Here is a 1166-nt window from a genome sequence, read left to right as displayed (position 1 = left end):
CCTGCAGCTTTCAAAATAACGTTATAGTCATGATCAAGCGGATTGATTTGTACGTCTCCTGCATTAAAAACAGAGAATCGTTTTTTGTTCTTAAAATAATAGTCCAAGTTATCATCCGATCGGAGATTCATCCCGTGATTCCAATTTTCACCGTTAAGATTCTGAGCCGTTTTTGTTGTATATTTCGACTCTGCCATGCCTGTGATATTAGTAAATTCAACAGAAAAATCGTTATAAGTTTTCTCCTTCTCTTTTGAAATACTGAAATTACCATCACAGGTAACTAAGAAACGGCGATTCGGCAAAAGATCAGAAGAAATATAATAAGGGAACGGCTTAACCAGTAGTGCATAAAGCTGATGCCGATACATATAAAAATTCTCATGTATGCGAGCATTCAAATAAATTTCAACATCTATTTTCCTTTCCCCGTAAGTCACATCTCGTGGATGCTGCGGCAAAATCAGTCCGTGCCGCCGAGGGATCGAAATAGTTTCCCGATTAATATTTGGAGATTCTGGTAAAAAGCTTAATACTTCAAATTGTGGGAGTAAGCTGTCAAGACTCTGCTCCCCTAGTCCGTTATTGAAATCAATAAACAGTTTTACCATGCAGGCTTACCCCCGTTTCTGTAACGTTTTTTGTTATATCGGTCCGCACTGGTTTGATCCAGTCTTATCCCGTCTATATACGTGTTGTTGTCTTTTAATAAAAGCTGTTGCAAGAGCTGCACATTTTCATTTAGAAAATCAATCTGCTTTGCCATCATGCTGATTTGCTTCTCTTGATTCTCAACCACACGACTCATGTCAACATTTACATTGGTCTGTGGCGCTTTGTCAGCTGTAGCCATTGAAGCTTTTTGAAGCAACACAAGGGCTTTTGAAATCATCCCTTGTTGAAGTGATGGAAGAACGCCAAGCTCGCGTCCTACACGCGCCCATAAACCGATGTTGCGTTCCCGGTACGTCGGGTCTGTTGTAATCGTGGTTTCATCAAAACCCCGTTCGTTTAGAATTGCCCATTTAGAGCCACCGCGCCCCGGTGAAGTCCCTCCTTTTGCGTATCCCACATACGGGCCGCCGCGAGCCATTGACTTCAATCCAGGGTGATTGGATATATCCCCATAGCGACCTTTAATGTAATTGATTGCAGCCAAAATGCTA

General features: G+C 41.7%; 1 protein-coding gene and 1 pseudogene. Both read right to left on the bottom strand.

Annotated features, from left to right (window positions below; translation table 11 throughout):
* Positions 1 to 611, bottom strand: a 611-nt coding sequence (locus ACWHAR_RS22385) for a phage tail domain-containing protein (protein ID WP_452087869.1), incomplete at its 3' end; no start/stop codon positions are given.
* Positions 605 to 1166 (bottom strand): annotated as a pseudogene (locus tag ACWHAR_RS22380) (phage tail tape measure protein); the annotation flags it as partial. The gene ACWHAR_RS22385 and the pseudogene ACWHAR_RS22380, both read right to left, overlap by 7 nt.

Source organism: Bacillus sp. LR--39 (assembly GCF_053613335.1).
The sequence above is the reverse complement of the archived record's forward strand: the minus strand, read 5'-3'. Positions and strand labels throughout refer to the sequence as shown.